General features: G+C 68.8%; 23 protein-coding genes and 1 riboswitch. Of the genes, 13 read left to right on the top strand and 10 right to left on the bottom strand.

The window, feature by feature from the left end:
• Window positions 1–2 precede the first annotated feature (2 nt).
• Window positions 3–1256, bottom strand: a complete 1254-nt coding sequence (gene glyA / locus AC07VX_RS08750; RefSeq protein WP_493164317.1) for a serine hydroxymethyltransferase — start codon at window positions 1254–1256, stop codon at window positions 3–5.
• 57 nt (window positions 1257–1313) lie between these two features.
• A riboswitch (ZMP/ZTP riboswitch) is annotated at window positions 1314–1439 on the bottom strand.
• A gap of 15 nt (window positions 1440–1454) precedes the next feature.
• Window positions 1455–2300, bottom strand: coding sequence for a lytic transglycosylase domain-containing protein (locus AC07VX_RS08745; protein ID WP_493164316.1), 846 nt, complete (start codon window positions 2298–2300; stop codon window positions 1455–1457).
• Window positions 2301–2519: 219 nt separating this feature from the next.
• On the opposite strand from AC07VX_RS08745, the gene ubiD reads away from it, so the two are divergent.
• Window positions 2520–4058 (top strand): 4-hydroxy-3-polyprenylbenzoate decarboxylase, encoded by a 1539-nt coding sequence (gene ubiD, locus AC07VX_RS08740; protein ID WP_493164315.1) that lies wholly within the window; start codon window positions 2520–2522, stop codon window positions 4056–4058.
• 160 nt (window positions 4059–4218) lie between these two features.
• On the opposite strand, the gene AC07VX_RS08735 is transcribed toward ubiD, so the two are convergent.
• On the bottom strand, window positions 4219–5010 hold the full coding sequence (locus AC07VX_RS08735; RefSeq protein ID WP_493164314.1) for a YdcF family protein: 792 nt from the start codon (window positions 5008–5010) through the stop codon (window positions 4219–4221).
• 36 nt (window positions 5011–5046) lie between these two features.
• On the opposite strand from AC07VX_RS08735, the gene AC07VX_RS08730 reads away from it, so the two are divergent.
• From AC07VX_RS08730 to AC07VX_RS08710, 5 genes are read left to right on the top strand one after another with little or no spacing between them, the layout of a single operon-like run.
• Window positions 5047–8505, top strand: a complete 3459-nt coding sequence (locus AC07VX_RS08730) for a DUF748 domain-containing protein (RefSeq protein WP_493164313.1) — start codon at window positions 5047–5049, stop codon at window positions 8503–8505.
• 11 nt (window positions 8506–8516) lie between these two features.
• Window positions 8517–9053 carry a peptide-methionine (S)-S-oxide reductase MsrA gene (msrA, locus tag AC07VX_RS08725; protein ID WP_493164312.1) on the top strand — a complete coding sequence of 179 codons (537 nt, stop codon included), beginning with the start codon at window positions 8517–8519 and terminating at the stop codon, window positions 9051–9053.
• Window positions 9053–9694 carry an ABC transporter ATP-binding protein gene (locus AC07VX_RS08720; protein ID WP_493164311.1) on the top strand — a complete coding sequence of 214 codons (642 nt, stop codon included), beginning with the start codon at window positions 9053–9055 and terminating at the stop codon, window positions 9692–9694. The genes msrA and AC07VX_RS08720 overlap by 1 nt, the downstream gene beginning before the upstream one ends.
• Window positions 9691–10872, top strand: coding sequence for an ABC transporter permease (locus AC07VX_RS08715; protein WP_493164310.1), 1182 nt, complete (start codon window positions 9691–9693; stop codon window positions 10870–10872). The genes AC07VX_RS08720 and AC07VX_RS08715 overlap by 4 nt, the downstream gene beginning before the upstream one ends.
• A gap of 20 nt (window positions 10873–10892) precedes the next feature.
• Window positions 10893–11378, top strand: coding sequence for a DUF3299 domain-containing protein (locus tag AC07VX_RS08710; RefSeq protein ID WP_493164309.1), 486 nt, complete (start codon window positions 10893–10895; stop codon window positions 11376–11378).
• Here the strand turns inward: AC07VX_RS08710 and pdxH are convergent.
• The gene (gene pdxH / locus AC07VX_RS08705) at window positions 11375–12010 is read right to left on the bottom strand and encodes a pyridoxamine 5'-phosphate oxidase (protein WP_493164308.1); all 636 of its coding nucleotides are present in this window, start codon (window positions 12008–12010) and stop codon (window positions 11375–11377) included. The two genes, AC07VX_RS08710 and pdxH, sit on opposite strands and share 4 nt — an antisense overlap.
• A gap of 133 nt (window positions 12011–12143) precedes the next feature.
• Between pdxH and AC07VX_RS08700 the strand changes: the two genes are divergently transcribed.
• Window positions 12144–12752, top strand: a complete 609-nt coding sequence (locus AC07VX_RS08700) for a nucleotidyltransferase family protein (protein ID WP_493164307.1) — start codon at window positions 12144–12146, stop codon at window positions 12750–12752.
• Between the two features lies 1 nt (window position 12753).
• Here AC07VX_RS08700 and AC07VX_RS08695 read toward each other — a convergent pair whose 3' ends face one another.
• Window positions 12754–13377, bottom strand: coding sequence for a gamma-glutamylcyclotransferase (locus AC07VX_RS08695; RefSeq protein ID WP_493164306.1), 624 nt, complete (start codon window positions 13375–13377; stop codon window positions 12754–12756).
• Between the two features lie 102 nt (window positions 13378–13479).
• Here AC07VX_RS08695 and edd point away from each other — a divergent pair, with 102 nt between their 5' ends.
• Window positions 13480–15309 carry a phosphogluconate dehydratase gene (edd, locus tag AC07VX_RS08690; RefSeq protein ID WP_493164305.1) on the top strand — a complete coding sequence of 610 codons (1830 nt, stop codon included), beginning with the start codon at window positions 13480–13482 and terminating at the stop codon, window positions 15307–15309.
• A gap of 16 nt (window positions 15310–15325) precedes the next feature.
• Window positions 15326–15946, top strand: coding sequence for a bifunctional 4-hydroxy-2-oxoglutarate aldolase/2-dehydro-3-deoxy-phosphogluconate aldolase (eda, locus tag AC07VX_RS08685; protein WP_493164304.1), 621 nt, complete (start codon window positions 15326–15328; stop codon window positions 15944–15946).
• A 9-nt stretch (window positions 15947–15955) separates the two neighbouring features.
• Here eda and AC07VX_RS08680 read toward each other — a convergent pair whose 3' ends face one another.
• From AC07VX_RS08680 to AC07VX_RS08670, 3 genes are all read right to left on the bottom strand, one after another.
• Window positions 15956–16654, bottom strand: coding sequence for a substrate-binding periplasmic protein (locus tag AC07VX_RS08680; RefSeq protein WP_493164303.1), 699 nt, complete (start codon window positions 16652–16654; stop codon window positions 15956–15958).
• A 68-nt stretch (window positions 16655–16722) separates the two neighbouring features.
• Complete coding sequence (locus AC07VX_RS08675) at window positions 16723–16941, bottom strand: hypothetical protein (RefSeq protein WP_493164302.1); 219 nt, start codon at window positions 16939–16941, stop codon at window positions 16723–16725.
• A gap of 22 nt (window positions 16942–16963) precedes the next feature.
• Window positions 16964–17383, bottom strand: a complete 420-nt coding sequence (locus tag AC07VX_RS08670) for a DUF4902 domain-containing protein (protein ID WP_493164301.1) — start codon at window positions 17381–17383, stop codon at window positions 16964–16966.
• A 102-nt stretch (window positions 17384–17485) separates the two neighbouring features.
• Here AC07VX_RS08670 and AC07VX_RS08665 point away from each other — a divergent pair, with 102 nt between their 5' ends.
• Both AC07VX_RS08665 and AC07VX_RS08660 read left to right on the top strand, forming a co-directional pair.
• Entirely contained in the window at window positions 17486–18199 is a 714-nt protein-coding gene (locus tag AC07VX_RS08665; protein ID WP_493164300.1) for a helix-turn-helix transcriptional regulator, read from the top strand.
• 341 nt (window positions 18200–18540) lie between these two features.
• Window positions 18541–18759: a hypothetical protein gene (locus tag AC07VX_RS08660; protein ID WP_493183882.1), complete on the top strand. Its 219-nt coding sequence runs from the start codon at window positions 18541–18543 to the stop codon at window positions 18757–18759.
• A gap of 10 nt (window positions 18760–18769) precedes the next feature.
• Here the strand turns inward: AC07VX_RS08660 and AC07VX_RS08655 are convergent, their stop codons facing one another.
• Entirely contained in the window at window positions 18770–20371 is a 1602-nt protein-coding gene (locus tag AC07VX_RS08655; protein WP_493164298.1) for a methyl-accepting chemotaxis protein, read from the bottom strand.
• Window positions 20372–20461: 90 nt separating this feature from the next.
• Between AC07VX_RS08655 and AC07VX_RS08650 the strand changes: the two genes are divergently transcribed.
• Both AC07VX_RS08650 and AC07VX_RS08645 read left to right on the top strand, forming a co-directional pair.
• Entirely contained in the window at window positions 20462–21109 is a 648-nt protein-coding gene (locus tag AC07VX_RS08650) for a CatA-like O-acetyltransferase (RefSeq protein WP_493164297.1), read from the top strand.
• A gap of 59 nt (window positions 21110–21168) precedes the next feature.
• On the top strand, window positions 21169–21378 hold the full coding sequence (locus AC07VX_RS08645; protein ID WP_493164296.1) for a DUF4287 domain-containing protein: 210 nt from the start codon (window positions 21169–21171) through the stop codon (window positions 21376–21378).
• A gap of 1 nt (window position 21379) precedes the next feature.
• On the opposite strand, the gene xth is transcribed toward AC07VX_RS08645, so the two are convergent.
• The gene (gene xth, locus AC07VX_RS08640; RefSeq protein WP_493164295.1) at window positions 21380–22150 is read right to left on the bottom strand and encodes an exodeoxyribonuclease III; all 771 of its coding nucleotides are present in this window, start codon (window positions 22148–22150) and stop codon (window positions 21380–21382) included.
• Window positions 22151–22156: the final 6 nt, after the last annotated feature.

Genomic DNA, 22156 nt, shown 5'->3' with positions numbered 1-22156 from the left:
GCTTAACCGCGGTAGACCGGGAAGGCAGCCGTCAGCGCGGCGACCTTCTCGCGCACGGCAGCCAGGTTGGCCTCGTCGTGCGGCTTGTCCAGCACATCGGCGATCAGGTGGGCGGTCTGGCGGACCTGCTCCTCCTTGAAGCCGCGCGTCGTCATCGCAGGCGTGCCCAGGCGGATACCGCTGGTGACCATGGGCTTTTGCGGGTCGTTGGGGATGCCGTTCTTGTTGCAGGTCATGTGGGCGGCGCCCAGGATGGCCTCGGCTTCCTTGCCGGTCAGGTTCTTGGGGCGAAGGTCCACCAGCATGACGTGGCTCTCGGTGCCACCGGAGACGATGCGCAGGCCGCGCTCGATCAGCGTCTCGGCCAGCACCTTGGCGTTCTTGACGACCTGGGCCTGGTAGGCCTTGAACTCGGGCGTCAGCGCTTCCTTGAAGGCGACGGCCTTGCCGGCGATGACGTGCATCAGCGGGCCGCCCTGGATGCCGGGGAAGATGGCCGAGTTGATCTTCTTGGCGATGTCTTCCTTGTTCGTCAGGATGATGCCGCCGCGCGGGCCACGCAGGCTCTTGTGCGTGGTGGACGTGACGACGTCGGCGTGGGGCAGGGGGTTGGGGTAGACACCCGCGGCGATCAGGCCGGCGTAGTGGGCCATGTCGACCATGAAGTAGGCGCCGATCTCCTTGGCGATCTTGCCGAAGCGCTCGAAGTCGATGCGCAGGGAGTAGGCGGAGGCACCGGCGATGATGAGCTTGGGCTTCTTTTCGCGGGCCAGGGCTTCCATGGCGTCGTAGTCGATCTCTTCCTTGGCGTTAAGGCCATAGGAGATGACGTTGAACCACTTGCCGCTCATGTTCAGCGCCATGCCGTGGGTCAGGTGGCCGCCTTCGGCCAGGCTCATGCCCATGATGGTGTCGCCGGGCTGCAGCAGCGCGAAAAACACGCCCTGGTTGGCCTGCGAGCCTGAGTTGGGCTGCACGTTGGCGAACTCGGCGCCGAAGAGCTGCTTCAGGCGGTCGATGGCCAGCTGCTCGACGACGTCGACGTACTCGCAGCCGCCGTAGTAGCGTTTGCCGGGGTAGCCCTCGGCGTATTTGTTGGTCAGCTGGCTGCCCTGGGCCTGCATGACGGCCGGCGAGGTGTAGTTCTCGCTGGCGATCAGCTCGATGTGGTCTTCCTGGCGGCGATTCTCGTTCTGGACGGCGGTCCAGAGCTCGGGGTCGACCAGGGCGAGGGTGGAGGTGTTGCGGTCAAACATGCTGGTGTTCCGAAGGTCAGGCGGTGAATCCCCGGCGCTCACGAGCGAGCGTGAGTTCAGGGCTGCCCAGGCGAACGGCTGATAGCGGTTGCCATGTCGACAGAGGGCGGCCGCCTCACGCTCCCCGGTGGTGGCCCACCTCGGGTCAGCTCGTGACCCTGATCGCCAGTCGCGTGAGCGGCCAGTGTAGTGCAGGCCTCAGCGCAGCAGGGCAACCTGGGCAGATTCGCCGGCCGGCGAGGAGGCGGCTTCGCGCGACGGGCGCGCCGTGGTGCTGGCGGGCACCGTGCGGCCGGCGGCCACGGACTTGAGCAGATCGTGCTCGGCAAGCACGCGTCCGGCGTAGCCGGTGTCCTCGGCGATGTTGGCCGCGCCGACGTAGTAGCGCAGCCCCTCTTCAAGGCTGCCTGCGCGCTGGATGCACTCCTTCAGCACCTGCACACCGACGCGCAGATTGGTCACCGGATCGAAGGCGGCCAACGTGCCGCCGAAGGCCTCGTACTTGTCGTCGTGCACGCGGGTCATGACCTGCATCAGGCCTTGCGCACCCACGGCGCTCTGCGCAAACGGATTGAAGCGCGACTCGATGGCCATGATGGCCAGGATCAGCGTCGGCTCGACCTTGGCGCGCTGGCCCACAGCCCAGGCTTCCTGCACCAGGCGGCTGATCGGCTCGGGCGCCACGCTGTAACGGCGTGCCAGCCAGTGCGCCACGGCGGCCTGCTGGCGGCTGAGCTCGCGCGGGTCGGTGGCGGTGGCGCGGGCAATGGCATCCGGCTCGGCGGTGGCCAGCAGCGTGTTGCCCTCGGCCTCTGCGCGGGCCTCGTGGCGGGCGCTGAGCCAGCCCAGCGTGGCGGACTCCACCTTCTCGCGCAGGCCGGCCTGGCTCGTGAACACCAGCAGCACCGACACCACGGCCAGCCCAACGAGGGCCAGCGTGTTGTGGCTGACCACGAGCAGGCCGTTGCCGATGTCCTTCACGAACAGCGACGCCGATTCCCGCGTGTGGCGAGCCAGGCTGATGAGGTCTTGACGTGTCGTCATGCGACTCCTTGTGTCGCGGCCCGCTTCAGGCTGCCTCGGGGTGAGGCGGTCTGGGTGGAGCGACGGTGATAATTTCCCGGCCGATGGCTTGGGTCTGTGGCATCTGCGTGCCCGGAGGACCTGACCGGTTGGGTTTCAGTACAAACCCGAAGCCACGAATTTTACGGGTCGAAGATAACCAGTCAAGGTTGTTTTGGCCCTTCAAAACTACTTTTAGTTATGAAATACAGCGACCTGAGGGACTTCATGGCCGGGCTGGAAAGCCTAGGAGAGCTCAAGCGCGTGCGTGAAAAAGTCTCGCCGGTGCTGGAAATGACAGCCCTCAGCGACCGCGTGCTGAGGGCCGGCGGACCAGCCCTGCTGTTCGAGTCTCCCGAGGGTCATGCCACCCCTGCCTTGACCAATCTTTTCGGGACAACACGACGCGTCGCACTCGGCATGGGCGCTGAATCTCTGGCCGATTTGAGGGACGTCGGGCGGGTACTGGCCAGTCTCAAGGAGCCCGACCCGCCAAAGGGCTTGAAGGACACGGCCAAGCTGCTGCAGATGGCCAAGGCGCTGTGGGACATGAAGCCCGCCGTGCGGCGCCACGCCCCCTGCCAGGAGGAGGTGTTCGAAGGCGCCGACATCGACCTCGGCCGACTGCCCATCCAGACCTGCTGGCCGGACGACGCAGCCCCCCTGATCACGTGGGGGCTCGTCATCACCCGGGGTCCGACCCGCACCCGACAGAACCTCGGCATCTACCGTCAGCAACTGATTTCGTCCCGCCAGGTCATCATGCGCTGGCTGGCGCACCGAGGCGGTGCACTGGATTTCCGCGACCATGCACTGACCCATCCGGGCGAGCCGTTCCCCCTCGCCGTCGCCCTGGGCGCGGATCCGGCCACCATCCTGGGCGCCGTCACGCCCGTGCCGGACAGCCTGTCCGAATACCAATTCGCCGGCCTGCTGCGCGGCTCGCGGACCGAACTGGTCAACACGTGCGTGGGCAAGAACTTGCCGCTGCAGGCGCCCGCCTCGGCCGAGATCGTGCTGGAAGGCCACATCCCGCCCGCCGCGCCCGGGTTCACCGGCGTCAGCGAGCGCGGCGTGCCGCTGAAGGAGAAGGGCGGCTACCTGCACGCGCTGGAAGGCCCCTTCGGCGACCACACCGGCTATTACAACGAGCAGGACTGGTTTCCCGTCTTCGAGATCACGCGCCAGACCCAGCGCAAGAACCCGATCTACCACTCCACTTACACCGGCAAGCCACCCGACGAGCCCGCCATCCTCGGCGTGGCCCTCAATGAGGTCTTTGTGCCGATCTTGCAGAAGCAGTTTCCGGAGATTGTCGACTTCTACCTCCCGCCCGAGGGCTGCAGCTACCGCATGGCCGTCGTGTCGATCAGGAAGTCCTACCCGGGCCACGCCAAGCGGCTGATGTTCGGCATCTGGAGCTTCCTGCGCCAGTTCATGTACACCAAGTTCATCGTCGTCGTGGACGACGACATCGACACGCGCAACTGGCAGGAGGTGATCTGGGCCATCACGACCCGCATGGACCCGGTGCGCGACACCACATTGGTGGACAACACCCCCATCGACTATCTCGACTTCGCCTCGCCCGTCAGCGGCCTGGGCGGCAAGATGGGGCTGGACGCCACCAACAAATGGCCCGGTGAGACCAGCCGCGAATGGGGCCGTGGCATCAGCCTGCCGCCCGAGGTCACGAAGCGTGCCGAGGCGCTATTCGGGCAACTCTTCTTGAAGCCCTGACCGCGCTCGCCTACTGTTGAAGTGCCTTTTGAGGCAAACCCTCTGGCGCAATCCCTTGCGCGCCAGGAGCCCTTCGGCAGATCGCCGTAGAGCCCCAAGGTGGCATCGCCACCCACCCCGCCCGGCCCGCAAGCCCGGCGGGGTTTCTATTTGTGCTGCCTCAGCGTCCGGCCAACCAGGCCAGCGTCTCGTAGACGACGTACCTGACCCGCCCGAAGCCCCCGACCGAAGGGCACCAGTCACCGAAACTGCTCAGCGCATCCTCCCGCAACCCTACCGGTGCGGGCAGCAACTGGATGCCGAGCGGCGCCGCCTCGGCCTCGAAAGCCCGTAGCGCGCGGCGCATGTGGGCGTCGTGCGTGACGAGGACGACCTGCTTCACCCCTGCAGCCGCCAGCAGGGGCAGGGTCTGGGCAGCGTTCTCGCGCGTGTCGCGCGAACGGCCTTCGGCCCAGCGCAGCGGCAGGCCGTATTCCTCGGCCGCCACTCGGCCCACCGTGATCGCTTCGGGCTGGCGCAATTCCGTCGCCGTCCAGCCAATGCCGCCGGAAAAGCCCAGCGGCCAGCCGGTGCGCCGAGCCAGCCAGACGCCGTAGGCCAGGCGCTCGGCGGTGAGCTCGGTCGGCGCGCCGGCGCCATATTCCGGCGCCAGCCGCCTGACACCCCCACCCAGCACCAGCACCGCGCCATCGCTGCGGCCACGCAGCGCGTCGACCCGGCCGGGATTCAGCAGCGCAGGCTTGCCCGCGGCCCGGCTCAGCAGCTCGCCCACCGCCTCCGTGCCTGACAGCCAGACGCCGGCCAGCGCCAGGCCCAGCAGCGTCGCGCCAAGACGCCGGCCGCGCCTGAGCCGCCAGCCTCCCCAGGCCGCCAGCAGCAGCAACGGCGTGGGCGGCAACGCGACCACGAGCAGCAAGGACTTGAAACCGGAATAGTCGAGGTGCAGGCTCACGGCGGCATCATCGCCGACATCAATAATGCAGCTGCCGTGACGACCACCTCCCGCTCCCCCGCCCGCATCGCCCGTCTCGGGCTCCTGACCCTGGCCGCGCTGTCGGCCGTCGGCACCTTGCTGCTGCTCGTGGTGACGCTTGCCCTGCCGAGCTGGGTCGGCGGTCGCGGGGCGGCGCTGGCCACGCAGGCCCTGGGCAGGCCGGTGCACATCGAGCAGGCCAGCTTCCAGCCCTGGCGCCTGGCGCTCGTCGTCGAGGGCCTGAGCATTGCCGGCCCCGGCGCCGGCACCCCCCCGCTGTTCACGCTGGCTAAGCTGGACGCCGCCCTGTCCCTGCGCTCCCTGCTGCGCGGCCGGGCTGTCATCGAGTCCCTGGCTCTGACCCGACCCGAGCTGCGCCTGACCCGCACGGCCGTCGGCCGTTACGACGTCGACGACCTCATCCAGCGTTTTGCCGCCAAACCCGGCGCGCCCGAGGAGGCCGATCCCGAATTCGCCGTCTACAACATCGAGCTGAGCGAGGGCCGCATCCTGTTCGACGACCGCCCCGTGCAGCGCAGGCACGAACTGGCCGGCCTGCACCTGGCTCTGCCTTTCCTGTCAACGCTGCCGGGGGACGTAGAAGTCAAGGTGCTGCCCCAGCTGCGCGGCAAGCTCGACGGCGTGGCCTTCGACAGCCGCGCCGAGGCCCTGCCTTTCGCGGACGATGCGAGCGCGCGCCTGTCTTTCAAGTTCGCCGGCCTGGATCTGGCCCCGCTGGCTGCCTATGTGCCCGCCAGCGCACCCATCCGTTTGACCGGCGGGCGGCTGGACGTCGACCTGGCGGTGGATTTTGCGGAGCGCCCCAAGCAGCCCCCCGGCGTCAAGCTCAGCGGCCTCGTCCAGTTGCATGAACTTTCGCTGACGCAGCCAGATGGCCAATCCCTGCTCGGCTTCAAGCGCCTGAGCCTGCCGCTGGCCGATGTGCAGCCACTGCGCCGCCAGCTCGGCTTCGGCCAGATCCTGCTGGAGTCGCCCAGCGCCTGGCCGCGCGCGCTGCCGGCACAGCCCCAACAGGCGAACGCGCCGGCCGCACCCCCCTGGCAGATCACCATGGCGGGCGCCGAGGTCAGGGACGGCCGCGTCACCGTCAAGGATCTGGTGTTCGACGCCATCCAGCTCAAGCTCGCCGCCGCGGCGTGGCCGCTGAAGGCGTCCACCCAGCTCGACGCCAGCCTGCGGCTGGACCAGGCCATGCTGGCTGCGCAGGCCAGGCTGTCGCCCGAACTGCTGCAGGCCGACGCCACGCTGACCGGCCTGGCTCTGGAGCGCCTTGCGGCCTGGCTGCCGCTGCCCGCTGGCGCCCGGCTGAGCGCCGGGGTGTCGACCCGACTCGGCCTGAGCGTGAAGGAGCCGCTGGCCGCCGGCGCCGCCGACCGTGCCCAGCTGACGCTGGCCGAGCTGCGCCTCGACGACGCCCGCCTGGGTCTGCCTGGCGTGCCCAGGCTCTTCACACTGGCTTCCGCGCAGCTCGACAAGGCCAGCATCGAGCCCGCCAGCCATCGCATCGACCTGGGCACGCTGACCCTGAACACGCCGCGCGCGCAGCTTGCCCGCGATGCCGACGGCCGCCTCAACCTGACCCCGCTGCTGACGACCGACGGCACCGCAACCGCTGCAGGCCCGACCTGGAAGCTGCAGCTCGCCGGCCTTGCCGTCGAACGCGGCGCGCTGCGCTGGCGCGATGCCGCCGTGCCCGCAGGCATGGCGCCCGTGGCGCTGGCGGTCGAGCCGCTGCGCCTGCAGCTCGGGGCCTTCAGCTGGCCGGCGGGTGCACCGCTGCAGGCCCAGCTCACCGCCCAGCTCGCGCCCATCGGTGCCAACGACCAGCCCGTCTCGGCCAGCGCCGGCAGCGCGCAGTGGACGGGCCGCGTCGGCCTGGCGCCGTTGTCGGCCACTGGCAATCTGCAGGCCAGGGCCCTGCCGCTGCAACTGCTCGACGCCTATCTCGACCCGGCCTGGGGTCTGCACCTGCAGCGGGCCGAGCTGGGTCTCAAGGCCGAGGTCAACGCCAGCCAGCAGGCCGGCGGCGACTGGGCGGCAAAGCTGAGCGGCGACGTGCGCGTCGGGCCGCTGGCGCTGCTGCAGACGCGTTCGGTCGACGGCCAGCGCGTCGTCGGCGAGGACCTGCTGAGCTGGCAGGTGCTGCAGCTCGACGGGCTCAGGCTCGCGTTGACCCCGGGCGCGCCACCGCGCCTGGCGGTGAGGGAGGCCCAGCTCGACGATGCCTACGCCCGCCTCATCGTCAACGAGCAGGGCCGCTTCAACCTGCGCGACATCGGCCCGGCCGAAGCGGCCTCGGCGCCGGCAGCGCCTGCGTCGGCACCTCAGCCCGAGTTCGCAGCCGAGCGCATCCGCGTCAGCCGCGGCACCGTCGACTTCAGCGACCGCTTCGTGCGCCCCAACTACAGCGCCCGCCTGACCGAACTGCAGGGGTCGCTCGGCGCCTTCTCGTCCGCCAACCCCGCCATGGCACCGCTGACGCTGCGCGGCAAGGTCGCCGGCACGGGGCTGCTGGAGATCGACGGACAGCTCAAGCCCGGCGCGCCGCTGGCCATGGACGTCGCCGCCAACGCGACCGACATCGAGCTCGCGCCGCTATCGCCTTACGCGGCCAAGTACGCCGGCTACGCCATCGAGCGCGGCAAGCTCTCCACCAAGCTGCGCTACCAGGTCGAGCCGGGCGGCCAGCTCGTCGCCAGCAACCAGATCATCCTGAACCAGCTCACCTTCGGCGAGCGCGTCGAGAGCCCCGACGCGACCTCGCTGCCGGTGCGCTTCGCCGTCGCGCTGCTGAAGGACCGCGACGGCGTCATCGACGTCAACCTGCCCGTCAGCGGCTCGCTGAACGACCCCGAGTTCAGCGTGGGCGGCATCGTCTGGAAGCTCATCCTCAACCTGATCGGCAAGGCGCTGACCTCTCCGTTCGCATTGTTCACGGGCAGCGACAGTGCCGAAGAGGCGCAGATCGCCTTTCTGCCGGGCCGCACCGAGCTTGCCGCCATCGACCAGCTCGATCGCATCGCCAGGCTGCTCGTCGACAAGCCCGGTGTGCAGCTGACGCTGACCGGCCGGGCCGCTGTGGCGGCCGAGGGCCAGGCCATCCGCGAGCAGCGCCTGGCCCAGGCCTTGAAGGCCGAGAACGCCGCCACGCCCGATCTGGCGCTCAAGCGCCTCTATCAGGCCAGCAAACTGCCCAACAAGCCCAAGAACATGCTGGGCCTTGCCAAGGACCTGCCGCCCGAGCAGATGCGCGGCCTGCTGCTGGGCAGCTATGTGGTGGACGACGAGGCGCTTCGCCAGCTCGCCATCGCGCGCGCCACGGCCGTGCGCGATGCGCTGCTGGCCCGCGGCGCGCCGAATGCGCGCGTCTTCCTCGCCGCCCCCAAGCTCTGCGACCAGGCTTGCGACGAGACCTGGCGGCCCCATGTCGAGCTGACCCTCGGCGCCCACTGAAAGTCCCCCCAATGCCTGCAACGAATCTCGAACGCATCACCCTGGCCGGCGGCTGCTTCTGGTGCCTGGAGGCCGTCTACGAGCGCGTGCGCGGCGTGCACCACGTCGAGAACGGCTACAGCAACGGCCAGCATCCCAACCCGAACTACGAGCAGGTCTGCAGCGGCAATACCGGCCATGCGGAGGTCGTGCGCGTGGACTTCGACCCCGCCGAGGTCTCGCTGCGTGAACTGCTGGAAGTGTTCTTCACCATCCACGACCCGACAACGCCGAACCGCCAGGGCGCCGACGTCGGCACGCAGTACCGCTCGGGCATCTACTGGCACACCGAAGCCCAGCGCCAGCTCGCAGCCGAAGTGCTGAAGGAGGCCAACGACCACCACGCCGGCCGCGTCGTCACCGAGCTGCAGCCCGAGGCCAACTACCACCCGGCCGAGGCCTACCACCAGCACTACTACGCCCGCAATCCGGAGCAGGGCTATTGCGCCTTTGTCGTCGCAGGCAAGGTGGACAAGTTTCTGGCGAGCTTCAGGCGTCTGGTCAAGTGATGCTGGCCTGGAGCGGGCTGCGTCATCGCTACGCCGGCGGCACCGAGATCGCCTACGCCGACTTCGCGCTGGCCGCCGGCCGGCATCTGCTGCTGCGTGGTGCCTCGGGCTCCGGCAAGTCGACGCTGCTGGCCCTGCTGGCGGGGCTGCTGCGCGTGCAGCAGGGCGAGCTGCACGTCGCCGGCGCCGAGCTGCAGGCCATGAACCCGCGCGCGCTGGACGCGTGGCGTGGCGCAACGCTGGGCGTCGTGCCGCAACGCCTGCATCTCAGCGAGGCGCTGACGGTGGCCGAGAACCTCGCGCTGCCGGCATTAGCGGCGGGGCAGGGCGCCGACCCGGCGCGCGCCAACGAGCTGCTGACGGCGCTTGACATTGCCGAACTCGCCGGCCGGCGGCCGCATCAGCTCAGTGTCGGCCAGGCCCAGCGCGTGGCCCTGGCCCGCGCGCTGATGCGCCGGCCGCGACTGCTGCTGGCCGACGAGCCCAGCGCCAATCTGGACGACGAGCACACGCTGACCATGCTGGCCCTGCTGCTGGACGCTGCGGAGCGGGAAGATTGCACCTTGATCATCGCCAGCCATGACGCGCGCGTCGTCGAGGCGCTGAGCGAACGCGAGGATGTGTCCGAGGTGGTGCTGTGATCCGCCTGGCTTGGCGGTATCTGTGGTCCAGCCCGCTGACGACGGCGCTGAACCTGCTGCTGCTGACCCTCGGGCTCGCCGCCGTCACCTTCGTGCTGCGCGCCAGCGCCCAGGTCGAGGCTGGGCTGAAGCGCGATCTCGCCAACATCGACCTCGTCGTCGGCGCCAAGGGCAGCCCGATGCAGATCATGCTGGCCGGCGTCTTTCATCTCGACGCGCCCACCGGCAACATTCCGCTGGCCACGCTGGAGCTGCTGAAAAGCCAGCCCCTGGTGGCTCAGGCCGTGCCGCTGTCGCTGGGCGACTCCTTGCGCGGCTACCGCATTGCCGGCACGACGCCGGACTACATCGACCTCTACGGCGCCAGGCTGGCCCAGGGCGTCCTGTGGGCCAGGCCCATGCAGGCCGTGCTGGGTGCCGAGGTGGCGCGCACGAGCGGGCTCAGGCCCGGCGACCGTTTCGCCGGCAGCCACGGCCTGGCCGAAGGCGGCGGCGCGCACGGCGGGCACCAGTTCGAGGTCGTCGGCGTGCTGGCCGAGTCGGGCAGCGTGCTGGACCGCCTCGTGCTGACCGACCTGGCCTCGGTCTGGGAGGTGCATGAAGACCACGCGGCCCATGACGAGGACAGGCCGCGCGAGATCACGCTGGCCCTGGTGCGCTACCGCAGCCCGCTGGCTGCCGTCACGCTGCCGCGCTGGGTCAACGCGCAGGACGGCCTGCAATCCGCCGCGCCCGCACTGGAGACCGCACGACTTATGCGCCTCGTCGGCGCCGGCACCGAGGTGCTGCGCGGCTTCGGCATTGTGCTGCTGGCCGCTGCCGGGCTGTCCGTCTGGGTCGCGCTGCTGCACGCCGTGCGCGCGCGTCAGGGCGATCTGGCCATGTTGCGCATGCTGGGCGCTCCGGCCCGCCGCGTCGCCGCGTTGATCGCGCTGGAGGCGCTGCTGCTCGCCGGTCTCGCCGCGGCGCTCGGCCTTGCGGCGGGGCACGGCTTCGTCGCTTTGCTGGAACGCTTGCTGGCCGAGCGGCAATCGCTGCGCCTGGGCGCCCTGGGCTGGAGTGAGGCCGAATGGCTGGTGCCGCTGCTGGCCGGCGGTCTCGCGCTACTGGCCGCAGCCTGGCCGGCCTGGCGGGCCTACCGGCTGGATGTCACGACACTGCTGCAAGCTCCGCGCTGAACACCGACAATCCCGCCATCATGAAGTTCAAGCCTTTGCTCGCTCTCTGCCTCGTTGCCACCGCCGTTTTCGCCCAGGTTCCACCCGGCGTCGGCCAGGGCCCCGGCTACCACGACCCGCGCAGCCCCTTCAAGCCACTGGAGGAACGCGCCGACATCGTGTCCTGGAAACTGCTGTCCCAGGTCACCGCCAAGGCCGAGAAGAAGAAGATCGTGCCGACCTTTCCAGCGGCCGTGCAGGCGCTGGACCGCAAGACCGTCAAGGTCCAGGGCTTCATGATGCCGCTCGAGGCCGGCGACAAGCAGCAGCATTTCCTGCTGTCCTCGGTGCCGACGACCTGCTCCTTCTGCGTGCCCGCCGGCCCCGAGGGGCTGGTCGAGGTGCGCACCAGGAAGCCGGTGCGCTACACGCTGGAGCCGGTGGTCGTCGAGGGCGTGCTCGCTGTGCTGAACGACGATCCCTACGGGCTCTACTACCGCGTCGAGGACGGCAGCGCCGTCAACTAGGGCGCGAGTCTTTCGCGCGCCCAGCGGCCGGCGTCCAGGCTGAAGACCAGCCGGTCATGCAGCCGCGAGCGGCGGCCCTGCCAAAACTCGAAGCGGTCCGGCACGAGTCGGTAGCCGCCCCAGTGCGGCGGCCTCTCGGGGTTGAGCCCGTGTTGGACGGCCGCCTTGGCCGCATTGGCCACCAGCACGGCGCGCGAGGAAATGACCCGGCTCTGCGGTGACGCCCAGGCGCCCAGGCGCGAGTCCAGCGGGCGGCTCTTGAAGTAGTCGTCCGATTCCTCGGCCGATGTCTTCTCGACACGGCCCTCGATGCGCACCACCCGCTCCATCTCCACCCAGTGGAATTGCAACGCGGCGTAAGGGTTGCCTGCTAACTCCTCGCCCTTGCGGCTTTCGTAGTTGGTGAACCAGACCATGCCGCGCGCGTCGAAGCCCTTGAGCAGCACCACGCGCGTCGAGGGGCGGCCGTGGGCGCCAACCGTTGCCACCGTCATTGCCGTGGGTTCGGACACGTCGTGGGCGATGGCCTCGTCCATCCAGCGCTGGAAGAGGGCCAACGGGCCTTCCGTGGCCTGGGCCTCGTCCAGTTCCCCCAGTTCGTAACTCTTTCGAAATTCACTCAGCTTGCTCATGGGGTGGAAGTATGCAGACCTTCCCTTAAGTGAACCTACCAGTTTCAAGCGCGGTGCCACTCGGCATGCTTGTGGCACTGCAGCAAACGGCAAAGACCGGCGCTCGGAGAGAGGGATTGGAAGGATCACGCAAATGACAAAGCGACGCCCCGCCGTCGTGGTGCTGGCCGCAGGTCGCGGCTCGCGCTTCCGCGGTTCGGGTCACAAGCTTGAGCAGCAACTGGGCAACGTGTCCGGCGGCGACACCTTGCTGGGGCGCACGCTGCGCCACGCGATTGCGACGCAGTTGCCTGTCGTGGTGGTGACGACAGCCGCGCTGGCACCGGCCGTCCACAAGCTGATCGCGGCGCGGGACGTCGTGACGCTTCCGGAGCGCGACAGCCACGGCCGCCCCCAACCCATTGGCATGGGGCATTCCATCGTTGCCGGCGTCAGCGCCACCGGCCATGCCGACGGCTGGCTCATCCTTCCGGCGGACATGCCGCTGGTGCAGCCCAGCACCATCATGGCCGTGGCAGAAGGCCTGGAGCGCTATCCGGTCTGCTACGCGCAGTACCGTGGCATCCAGGGCCATCCCGTCGGCTTCGGCACGGAGCTCTATTCCGAGCTGATGGCCCTGCAGGGCGACGAGGGCGCGCGGCGCATTGTTGCGCGCTACGCCGCGCAACCCGTTGCCGTAGACGATCCCGGCGTGCACATCGACGTCGACACGGCGGAAGACCTCGAACGGCTGCGCGGCTAGGTCAAAGCGGAGCGCACAGACCGTGCTGCGAAGCCAGGCGCGCCTGGCGCTCCAGCTCCATGTCCCGGATGCCATGCTCGCGCAGCCCGTGGACGGTGCGCAGCAGATAGTCCAGCGTCGTGCCGTAGCGGCCACTGGCGTGCCGGAAGATGTGCAGCAGCTCGGGCTCGTGCAGCGGACCGGTCCAGTTGGGGCTCTGGCGCGACAGCGTGAACGCCAGCGCGCGCAAGCGGCCCGAGAGCGTGTCGCAATTCAGCCAGCGCGGCTCGTAGACGCCATTGGGCATCTCGCGCGCCCACAGCCGCTGCAGCACCTCTTCGCCACCGGCACGAGGGATGCGGTAGATCAAACCGCGGCAGCTGCCGCCCGAAATCAGGGCAAGCACCAGGCCGGGCTCCTGCGGGGAGCCGCGGTTCACGCGCGAGCGCATGCGCAGCACGCGGTGAAAGCCCAGCACCCGCGCCGGCAGGGCCTCGGCATACTCGAACTCGGGGCGCCAGATCAGCGAGCCGTAGGCAAACAGCAGCAGATCGTCGCCGCTGGCCCGCCATTCGGCGGCCGTGCGCTGCAGCAGATGGGCGCTGCGTACCGGGCCGTGGGGAATATGAATTGCCTGTGACGCCATCACCTCCATCGTACCCAGCCCGTAACCCGCGAGACCCTGGAGACAAGTAATATGGTTACCTAAATTCCAAAGGGCCAGTTACGAGAGCCACAGGAGACCCGAATGCACGCCACACTCGATCAAGTTACAGAACGCATCCGCGAACGCAGCACCAAGCTGCGGGGCGACTACCTCGCCCGCATCGCCAAGATGAGCGGCCGCCAGCGCGGCTTCGAGCGCATGGGCTGCGCCAACGTCGCCCACGCCGTCGCGGCCCTGCCGTCCAACGACAAGCTGCGCATAGTGGCCGAGAAGGCGCCCCACCTGGGCGTCGTCACGGCCTACAACGACATGCTGTCGGCCCACCAGCCCTACGAGGGCTACCCCGAGCAGATCCGCGCCGAGGCGCACCGCCTGGGCGCCACGGTGCAGGTGGCCGGCGGGGTGCCAGCCATGTGCGACGGCGTGACGCAGGGCCTGCCTGGCATGGAACTGAGCCTGTTCTCGCGCGACACCATCGCGATGAGCACCGCCATCGCGCTGACCCACGACGTCTTCGACGCGGCCCTGCTGCTGGGCATCTGCGACAAGATCGTGCCGGGCCTCCTGATCGGCGCACTGCACTTCGGCCATCTGCCCTGCGTCTTCGTGCCGGCCGGCCCGATGAGCTCGGGCATCTCCAACAGCGACAAGGCCAAGGTCCGCGAGCTCTACGCCCAGGGCAAGGTCGGCCGCGACGAGCTGCTGAAGAGCGAGTCTGCCGCTTACCACGGCGCCGGCACCTGCACCTTCTACGGCACGGCCAACAGCAACCAGATGCTGCTGGAAGCCATGGGCCTGCACACCCCGGGCAGCGCCTTCGTGCATCCGCACGACGACCTGCGCTCGGCGCTGACGCGCGAAGCCGTCGGAACGGCGCTCAACATCAGCGGGCGCGTGCCAGGCCAGGCCGCCAAGCCCATCGGCCAGCTCGTCGACGAGCGCTGCATCGTCAACGCCATGGCGGCCCTGCTGGCCACCGGGGGCTCGACCAACCATCTCATCCACTGGGTCGCCGTGGCGCGCTCGGCCGGCATCCTGATCGACTGGACGGACTTCTCCGACCTGTCGGCCGTTGTGCCGCTGCTGGCCCGTGTCTACCCCAACGGCAGCGCCGACGTGAACCAGTTCCAGGCCGCCGGCGGCCCGGGCTTCGTCATCCGCGAGTTGCTGGACGCCGGCCTGATGCACGAAGACGTCATGTCAGTGGCCGGCGACAGCCTGCGCCCCTACGCCTTCGTGCCGCGCGCGGTGGGGCAGGGCGGCGAGGTGGTGCGCGAGGCGCTGCCGGCCGCTAGTGGTGACGACGGCGTCGTGCGGACCGCCGTGGAGCCTTTCAGCGCCACCGGCGGCCTCAAGCTGCTCGCAGGCAACCTGGGACGCGCCGTCATCAAGGTTTCGGCGGTACCGGAGGACCGCCACACCGTCGAAGCCCCTTGCCGCATCTTCACGACGCAGGAAGCCATGCTGGCTGCGTTCAAGGCCGGCGAGTTGGAGCGCGATGTCGTCGTCGTCGTGCGCTTTCAGGGCCCGCATGCCAACGGCATGCCCGAGCTGCACAAGCTGACACCGCCCCTGGCGGTGCTGCAGGGCAAGGGCTTCAAGGTCGCCCTCGTCACCGACGGCCGCATGAGCGGTGCCTCGGGCAAGGTGCCCGCAGCCATCCACGTCAGCCCCGAAGCCCTGGCCGGCGGCCCGCTGGCCAGGCTGCGGGACGGCGACGTCGTGCGCGTCTGCGCATTGACCGGCGCGTTGTCGGCCCTTGTTGGCGAGGCCGAATGGGCCGGTCGCGAGGTCGCCAAGATCGATCCTGCCGAAGCCGACGTCAACGCACATGGTCTGGGCCGCGAACTCTTCGCCGGCTTGCGCCGCAACGTGCTGAGCGCCGAGGAAGGCGCTGTCACCTGGTTGTAAAACAGAAAAGATCCACATGCTCGACACCCTGAGCCTGGCCAGCCACGGCCCCGTCATCCCCGTCATCGTCATCCAGCGCCTGGAAGACGCCGTGCCCCTGGCCGAAGCCCTGGTGGCCGGCGGCATCAAGGTGCTCGAAGTGACGCTGCGCACGCCCGTCGCGCTGCAGGCCATGGAAGCCATGGCCAAGGTGCCCGGCGCCATCGTCGGCGCCGGCACGCTGCGCAGCCCTGCCGACGTGGCCAACGCGAAGAACGCCGGCTGCCAGTTCGGCGTCAGCCCCGGCTACACGGACGCGCTGGCCACCGCCTGCAAGGCCCAAGGGCTGCCGCTGCTGCCGGGCGTTTCCACCGCCTCCGAGGTCATGCAGGCCAATGCGGCCGGCTTCGGCTTCCTGAAGCTTTTCCCGGCCGTCGCCGTGGGCGGCGTCAACCTGCTGAAGTCGCTCGCCGGCCCCTTCCCGGACGTGGCCTTCTGCCCAACCGGCGGCATCTCGCTGGAGACGGCGCCGCAGTTCCTCAAGCTGCCCAACGTCAAGGTCTGCGGTGGTTCCTGGCTGACGCCGCAGGACGCCGTCGATGCCAAGGACTGGGCGCGCATCACGCAGCTGGCGCGCGAGGCCTCGGCGCTGCGCTGAGACGGGCCTTCAGCGCCGGGCAGCGTCGGCCGCCGCGCCCGGCACCTCGGCCTCGTAGCGGCGGCGGATCTGCTCGATGCTGCCGTCGCGAAGCGCCGACTCCAGGCCGCGCCGCAGCGCGTCGAGCAGCTCCGGTGTCGCGGACTTGCGGGACACGTGCAGCCAGAAGTCCTGGCCGCCGATGACCAGCGGCGGTGCAAAGCGGTCGAGAGGCAGTTCCAGCCGACGCGCGGCACCCAGCAGGCCCAGCCGGCTGCCGAAGGCAGCCTTCACACGGCCTGCAGCCACCATGCGCACCGACATCTCGTTGTTCTGCACGCGTTCGAACTGAACGCCAGGCACCGTTTCCAGCCGGGCATCCAGCGGTGCGCTGCGCGCGACCGCGATGGTCGCGCCCGCCAGATCGGCCAGCCGCTCGATCCTGGACGCCGGCAGGCTGAGCACCACGGTCTGCATCGGCAGCACGCGCGCCACCTGCACCGCCACCTCGGCGAGTTCCTCGTTGCTGAAACGGATCACCATGTCGGCGCTGCCATTGCGCAGGCTCACCACGGTGCGCGCGTAGGGGACGATCTGGTTGACGGCCTGCAGGCCGGCCCGCTCGGCGATGAGATTGCCGATCTCGTACATCATGCCGCCGCTGACGCCGCCCTCGACCACGCCGAAGGGCGCGGACTGGATGGTCTCGATGCGCAGGGGTTCGGGCATCGCGCGCGCGCTCGTGCCGGCCAGCTGCCAGGCGGCAAGCAGGGCAAGCGAGAGTCTGCGGCTGCAGTTCAAGCGGGATCGGCGAGATCGAACAACGGGCATGTGATGCTGGCGTATGCGTAGATCTTGCCATCATGACCGATGAAATCGGCCTCGGCCTTCGTCGCCTGCCGTCCGCGTTGCCCCACGCGGACGACGGCACCCGCCAGGGGCGCCTTCTCGCTCAGGCCGCGCCCGTGGCTGACCCTGAACTCCGGCGCCGCGTAGCGGCGGCCGATCGGCAGCACCGAGGAAGGTTCAGCGTACGGCTCACGCCGCCAGGCGACGGTCGGGCCTGTCGATCCGACGCGCCGCCGGCGCATGGCTGCGCAGTTTGTCAAGCACCGGCCCCTGCCAGGGCAGCAGGTAGACCAGCGTTGCCAGCGTGGCGCGGCGCCGCGACGACAGCAGCGGCCGGCCGCGCTCGTCCAGCAGCAGCACATTGGAGCGGACGTTGAGCGGATCGGCCTGCACGACGGTGCCCTCGCCGATCTCGACCCAGTCCCATTCCACCCAGGCCCGGGCATCGGCATAGCTGCGCTCCCAGCGCGTCGTGCCACCGACGCCGCGCCCATTGCCGCGCGGTCGATGCAGATCGGTCCGGGCGTGCATGACATCCTGGGCGGCGCTGGACAGTGCGGCAACGGGCCAGCAGACACTGCCTTCGGGCAGCTGGATCAAGGTCGACATGGACAGCACCTCTGAGTCTTTTGATTCGGATGGCTGCGTAGTCTCTGGTCACGGTCGGCGCCGAACAAGCTGGCAGACTTGTCAGGTATGGTCCGGCCCGAAATGAACTACCAGCAGCTGATCGACGTCGGCCTGAGCGAAGACTTTGCGAGCTTCGAGCGCCGTCTCGTCGCCACGGCGGATGCCATGGGTTTTCCCATCATTTCGGGTGTGTTGATGCGCGGTCAGCTGACGGCCAACGGCGTCGATGGCCGCTCCTTCGGCAACACGCAGCCAGGCCATGCGGAGGCCTACAAAGATGCGTCAAAAGCGTTGCGAGATCCGGTGCTCGATCGGCTCCTGACTCAGCCGTTGCCCGTGGTCTACGACCAGAGGACCTACGTTGGTGCAGGCTCGGGTGAGTTGTGGGAAGCACAGGCACCGTACGGCTACAAGACCGGCGTTGCCGTCAAGTTGCACTTGCCTGGCGACAAGACTTTCCTGCTTGGCATCGACCGGGAAGAGGCGCTTCCGTCACGAGGCGAAGGGCTGATGCAACTGATCGGCGGGTTGCAGTTGCTCGCTTCACACGCGATGGCCGCCGCCGACAGTCTCTTGAGCCAGAAGCTCCACAAGCCCGAATTTCCCAAGCTGACCAAGCGCGAGCTCGACGTACTGAGCTGGACGGCCCAGGGCAAGACAGCCTGGGAGGTCGGCGTCATCCTGAGCATGAGCGAGAAGACGGTAAACTTCCATCTGGGCAACGCCATGCGCAAGCTGGAGGTCACTTCCAAGCACCAGGCGGTGCTCAAGTGCGTGGCGGCGGGGGTTTTCTAGATCTGGGTTTATCTCTAAAACCTGGAAGACTTGCTAGGTTTCTAGGGGGGCGGAAACAGGGACAGTTCGGTCCATCGCATTCACTTCCGCACTTCCGGAGCCCCCCATGGAATTCATCAGCATCTTTTTTGAGATCTTCGGCCTTCCTTACGGCGGCTGCTGACCCATCCCAAGGGTTCGGTGGCGGAACACAGTTGATGATGACCCATGATGATGACCAGCTCCAGACAACGAGCTCCGCATCGCTCTCGGCCGTAAGACTGACGCGTACCGCCCCAACCCCGTTGCCGCCCAAGATTGCGGGAACCGTGTCCATCTCTGCACACACCTACGCCCGGCTGTTGAGCCTCGCTGACCAGGCGCCGCTCGAATGTTTGGCGCTCACGTCGCGCACGCTCGCCTACGCCAAGACGCTGGGCTACAACCAGATAGGCCAGATCCGCGGCACGCCCGCGAACCGCTTGCTGGCCGATCTTGGCGCTGAGCGTGCCGAGGAATTGAATCGGGCGCTGTTCGACTTCGGTCTGCGCCCACCTGCCGACGCCGACGACGCCGACTGAGGAGGCGCGCTCAGGCGCGCTTGGCCGCCCGGCGCAGTTCCACCGCGTCGGGCAGGGCGCGCGACTCGTTCGCCGCCAGCCGGAAGACCCGCAGCGCCGCAGCGACCTGCTCGGTGTCATGCAGCATCCGCTCCGCCCCCCGCGCGAGCTGTTCCACCATGGTGGCGTTCTGCTGCGTGATGCCGTCGATCTGGCGCATGGCATCGTGCACCTCGGCCACACCGCGAAGCTGTGCGCGGGCGCCCTCGTCGATGTTGGCGATCAGACCGGTGAAGGCGCGCACCTGGGCCAGCGTCGCATCGATGCTCTCCCGGGCCGCACGGGTCTGGGTCTCTCCCTCGCGTACCCGGCGCGTCGAGTCGTCGATCAATGACTTGATCTCACGCGCGGCCATCGAACTGCGCTGGGCCAGTGCCCGCACCTCGCCTGCGACGACCGCGAACCCCTTGCCATGCTCGCCCGCGCGCGCCGCCTCGACGGCTGCGTTCAGCGCCAGCAGATTGGTCTGGAAGGCGATGCTGTCAATGAGTTGCACAATTTCACCGATACGGCTGGAGGAGCCCGCAATGCCGCCCATCGTGTCGGTCACGGAATGGACGACTTCGACGCTGCGGCTGGACACATCGTGCAGTTCTCCGGCCACGCCGCTGGCCTTCTGGGCATCGGCGCTCGTGTCTCTCACCGTCGCCGCGATCTGCTCGATGCTGGCAGCGGTCTGCTGCAGGTTGGCGGCCTGAGCCTCCGTGCGCTGGGCCAGGTCACGGTTGCCCTGGGCAATCTCGTCGCTGACGCCGCGGATATGGTCGATCTCTCGACGCGTGTCGATGACCATGGCGCAGAGGTTGACGCTCACCTGGGTCAGGGCCGATTCGAGGCTGCGCGTCAGCCGGCTGCCCGCCGATTGGAGCCGGGCCGACAGGTCGCCGGCCGCCAGCGCGTTCGCGAAGCCCTCGACGGCACCCAAGGCGCGGCGCATGCTGGCGTGCTGCCAGGCCGCCAAGCTTGCCGCCGCCGCGACGCCGACGCCGGCAGCGGCCCAGGGGCCGGCCAGGGCGAAGGCGGTGCAGGTCGCGCCGGCGGACAGCAGCGGCGCCGGAATGGCAGCCAGCCAGGGCAGGCGCCGGGCCAGACGCTGGAGCCCACCTGCCAGCCCGGGTCGGATCAGCTCGCCGCCCTGCAGCCGGTGCCGCAGCCGCCCCGCAGCCTTTTCCTGGCGCATCAGCGCGAAGAGTTGTTCCGCCGCGTCGATCTGGGCACGCGTCGGCTCGGACCGCACCGACAGATAGGCCACCGGATGGCCGCCATCCAGCAGCGGGGTCACGTTGGCCAGCACCCAGTAGTGGTCGCCGTTCTTGCGGCGGTTCTTGACGATGCCCGACCAGGGAAGGCCGGCGGCGATCGTGGCCCACATGTCGCGGAAGGCTTCCTCGGGCACGTCGGGGTGGCGCAGCAGGTTGTGCGGCTGACCCAGCAGTTCGTCGAGCGAATAGCCGCTGGCTTCGACGAAGACCGCGTTCGCATGCAGGATGCGGCCCTTGAGATCGGTGGTGGAGACCAGCGTGCGGCCGGTGGGGAAGGGGTGTTCGCGGTGGGTGACGGACTGCAATCGCATGGAAAAACCTCTCTGACATGCGAGCATGGCGCCTTGCCGCGGCCAACCCTTGATCTGGCGCAAGCCCACCGCGGCCGAACCGAGTTCAGCATGCAAGACCGTGACATCCCTCTCGAAGCCTGGCCGCGCCGTGCGGCCCTGGAACATTTCCGCCGCATGGCCCAGCCGGCCTTCAGCGTGACCGTGCCGGTCGACGTGACCGGGCTGCGCGAACGCGCAGCCCGCCACGGCGCCACGCCCTGGCTGGCCTACCACCATGCCGCGCTGGAGGCGGCCAACGCCGTCGACGCGATGCACCAGACGCTGACGGCCGGCGGCACCGGCGTGCGCGAGTTCGCCGTCATCCATGCCAGCACGACGGTGCTGCGCGACGACGGCAGCTTCGGTTTCCTGACGCTGCCGCGCGACCCGTCGCTGGCCGACTTCGCGGCGCGCGCCAGGCCCAACATCGAGCGCGTGCGTCGCGCCAGCGGCGACCTCTTCGCCGCCGACGAGCCCGGCGAGGTGCGCGAGGAAACGCTGGTGCACATGACCGCCTTGCCCTGGCTGGCCTTCACGGCCTTCACACACGCCCGCGGCCAGGGCGACGATCGGCCCAAGGTGGCCTTCGGCCGTTTCACGGAAACGGCCGGCAGATTGCTGATGCCGGTGGCTGTGGACGTGCACCACGCGCTGTGCGATGGCGTGCACGTGGGCCGCTTCTTCGAGCGGCTGCAGGCGAATCTGGACGCGATCTGACGACGCTGTCGAATCCGCGCCCCGTCAATCGTTGTCCGGGAGGCAACGAAAGGAACCCCATGCCCGCCGAAGAGAAAGTCAAAGGCCCAGTCTCCTACTTTCCGTCCATCGAGAAGAAGTACGGCCAGCCCATCGCCCACTGGGAGCAAGTCATCGCCAGCGCCGGCCCGCTCAAGCACATGGAGCTGGTCAACAGGCTCAAGGCCGAGCACCAGATGGGCCACGGCCACGCCAACGCGCTGGTGGCCTACTTCCTCGCCAGGAAGTAAATCACCCGTCGATCGTCACGATCACGGGCGCGTGGTCGCTGGGTCGCTCGTTCTTGCGCGGAAGCTTGTCGATCTCGCAGGCCGTCACGCGGGCTTTCAGCGCTTCGCTGACGAGGATGTGGTCGATGCGCAGACCCTGGTTCTTGCGGAAGGCCAGGTTGCGGTAATCCCACCAGCTCCAGCTCTTGGGCGGCTGCTCGAAGAGGCGGAAGGCGTCGGTCAGGCCCAGATCGATGAGCTGCCGGAAATGCGCGCGCTCCTCAGGCGTGCAGTGGATCTGGCCGGCCCAGGCCACGGGGTCGTAGACGTCGCGGTCCTCGGGGGCGATGTTGAAGTCGCCCATCAGCACCAGCTCCGGGTGCTGCTTCATTTCCTCGGCCAGCCAGCCGCGCAGGCCGTTCAACCAGTTCATCTTGTAGGTGAACTTGTCGCTGTCCGGCGCCTGGCCGTTGGGGAAGTAGCCGCCGATGACGCGCACGCCGCCCACCGTGCCGGCGATGACGCGGGCCTGCTCGTCGGCAAAGCCGGTGATGTTCTTGACGATGTCGGTCGCCGGCTCACGGCTGATGAGGGCCACGCCGTTGTAGGTCTTCTGCCCGAACCACTGCACCTGCCAGCCGGCCTCGCCGATTTCCATCGTCGGGAACTTGTCGTCGGTGAGCTTGGTTTCCTGCAACACCAGTGCGTCGACCGGGTGGGCTGCCAGCCAGTCCAGCACCTGGGGCAGGCGGACGGCGAGGGAGTTGACGTTCCAGGTGGCGAACTTCTTCATCGCGGC

The organism is Roseateles sp. GW821-FHT03B02, from assembly GCF_059421025.1.
The sequence above is the reverse complement of the archived record's forward strand: the minus strand, read 5'-3'. Positions and strand labels throughout refer to the sequence as shown.

Coding starts and splice junctions, on each gene's coding strand:
- glyA (WP_493164317.1), bottom strand. CDS start 1,256: ATGTTTGACCGCAACACCTCCACCCTCGCCCTGGTCGACCCCGAGCTC.
- AC07VX_RS08745 (WP_493164316.1), bottom strand. CDS start 2,300: ATGACGACACGTCAAGACCTCATCAGCCTGGCTCGCCACACGCGGGAA.
- ubiD (WP_493164315.1), top strand. CDS start 2,520: ATGAAATACAGCGACCTGAGGGACTTCATGGCCGGGCTGGAAAGCCTA.
- msrA (WP_493164312.1), top strand. CDS start 8,517: ATGCCTGCAACGAATCTCGAACGCATCACCCTGGCCGGCGGCTGCTTC.
- AC07VX_RS08720 (WP_493164311.1), top strand. CDS start 9,053: ATGCTGGCCTGGAGCGGGCTGCGTCATCGCTACGCCGGCGGCACCGAG.
- AC07VX_RS08710 (WP_493164309.1), top strand. CDS start 10,893: ATGAAGTTCAAGCCTTTGCTCGCTCTCTGCCTCGTTGCCACCGCCGTT.
- pdxH (WP_493164308.1), bottom strand. CDS start 12,010: ATGAGCAAGCTGAGTGAATTTCGAAAGAGTTACGAACTGGGGGAACTG.
- AC07VX_RS08700 (WP_493164307.1), top strand. CDS start 12,144: ATGACAAAGCGACGCCCCGCCGTCGTGGTGCTGGCCGCAGGTCGCGGC.
- AC07VX_RS08695 (WP_493164306.1), bottom strand. CDS start 13,377: ATGGCGTCACAGGCAATTCATATTCCCCACGGCCCGGTACGCAGCGCC.
- edd (WP_493164305.1), top strand. CDS start 13,480: ATGCACGCCACACTCGATCAAGTTACAGAACGCATCCGCGAACGCAGC.
- eda (WP_493164304.1), top strand. CDS start 15,326: ATGCTCGACACCCTGAGCCTGGCCAGCCACGGCCCCGTCATCCCCGTC.
- AC07VX_RS08680 (WP_493164303.1), bottom strand. CDS start 16,654: ATGCCCGAACCCCTGCGCATCGAGACCATCCAGTCCGCGCCCTTCGGC.
- AC07VX_RS08670 (WP_493164301.1), bottom strand. CDS start 17,383: ATGTCGACCTTGATCCAGCTGCCCGAAGGCAGTGTCTGCTGGCCCGTT.
- AC07VX_RS08665 (WP_493164300.1), top strand. CDS start 17,486: ATGAACTACCAGCAGCTGATCGACGTCGGCCTGAGCGAAGACTTTGCG.
- AC07VX_RS08655 (WP_493164298.1), bottom strand. CDS start 20,371: ATGCGATTGCAGTCCGTCACCCACCGCGAACACCCCTTCCCCACCGGC.
- AC07VX_RS08650 (WP_493164297.1), top strand. CDS start 20,462: ATGCAAGACCGTGACATCCCTCTCGAAGCCTGGCCGCGCCGTGCGGCC.
- AC07VX_RS08645 (WP_493164296.1), top strand. CDS start 21,169: ATGCCCGCCGAAGAGAAAGTCAAAGGCCCAGTCTCCTACTTTCCGTCC.
- xth (WP_493164295.1), bottom strand. CDS start 22,150: ATGAAGAAGTTCGCCACCTGGAACGTCAACTCCCTCGCCGTCCGCCTG.